1 protein-coding gene is annotated in these 423 nt (G+C 61.2%); it reads left to right on the forward strand.

The window, feature by feature from the left end:
- Window positions 1–146: 146 nt before the first annotated feature.
- A partial coding sequence (locus tag F8271_RS33700) for a transposase (protein WP_370462015.1) occupies window positions 147–423 on the forward strand: 277 nt, incomplete at its 3' end.

Below are 423 nucleotides of genomic sequence, written 5' to 3' on the forward strand. Positions count from 1 at the left end.
ACCGCAGCCGTCCCAGCAACTCACCCGCGGTCCGGGCCGCCCGGGCAGCCTCTATGCTGGCAGCAGCAGCCGCCTTCGATCTTGTTGTCTTCACAAACACATGATCAACGGGCGGCTGCGTCCATGTTGGACGCCGCCCCCACCACATCCCAGCAGGTCAGACTGCTAATGGCGGCTGCCGTACTAGACACCTGAATGATCACCAGAAGACCGCGCTCTTCCACGTACCGGCCCGAACCGGCGTGACTACCCCAAAAGTAACTAAACGGTCAAAGCTCGACCTTGCGAATGCCCTGACCCCGTTCCTCGCGTTCCCGCCCGAGGTCCGCCGGATCATCTACACCACCAACGCCATCGAAAGCTTCAACTACCAGATCCGCAAAGTGATCAAGAATCGTGGGCACTTCCCCACCGACGACGCCG

Origin of the sequence: Micromonospora sp. ALFpr18c (genome assembly GCF_008868155.1) — a bacterium.
Lineage (GTDB): Bacteria > Actinomycetota > Actinomycetes > Mycobacteriales > Micromonosporaceae > Micromonospora.